This window comes from Candidatus Symbiopectobacterium sp. NZEC135, from assembly GCF_025962695.1.
Genome location: NZ_JAGFPF010001207.1, coordinates 1 through 656 on the forward strand (window position 1 = coordinate 1; position 656 = coordinate 656).

At 62.8% G+C, this 656-nt stretch carries 1 protein-coding gene; it reads left to right on the top strand.

The window, feature by feature from the left end; genetic code table 11:
- A partial coding sequence (locus J5224_RS33365) for a peptidase dimerization domain-containing protein (RefSeq protein ID WP_264629179.1) occupies positions 1–656 on the top strand: 656 nt, incomplete at both ends.

Here is a 656-nt window from a genome sequence, read left to right on the forward strand (position 1 = left end):
CGGCACCTGGCCTGAAAGCTGGTTATCCTGTCAGGATGCGCAAGGTGTGAGCGTGTCACAAGCGTTGTCGCAGGCGGGATTAAGCCCGGAAGCGATCGGGCGTGCGGCGCGTGCGCCACAAAGCATTGCCGCCTATCTGGAAATGCACATTGAGCAAGGCCCTTGCCTGGAACACGATGACGCCGCCTTGGGCGTGGTGACGGCGATCAACGGTGCGCGCCGGTTAAACTGTGTTTTTCAGGGAACGGCGGGCCACGCAGGGACTGTGCCGATGACGCAGCGTCAGGATGCACTGGCAGCAGCGGCACAGTGGATGGTTGTGGTGGAGCAACTGACGCGAGAGCAGGCATCCGGTTTGGTGGCAACCATCGGCACGTTGCAATGTGCGCCGGGGGCGGCGAATGTGATACCGGGCGAGGTGCGTTTAACGTTGGACGTGCGCGGGCCGGAGGAGACTGCACTGGCCGCGTTGCTGGCGAACTTATTGTCTCACGGTGAGCAGGTGGCGCAGGCGCGCGGCTGCCACTTTGGGGCTGAAGAATATTACCGCATTGCCCCGACGCGCTGTGATGACGGGTTACAGCGGTTGCTGTGTGAGGCGGTCACTCAGGTGCAAGGGCATGCGCTTGCTTTGCCGAGCGGTGCCGGACACGATG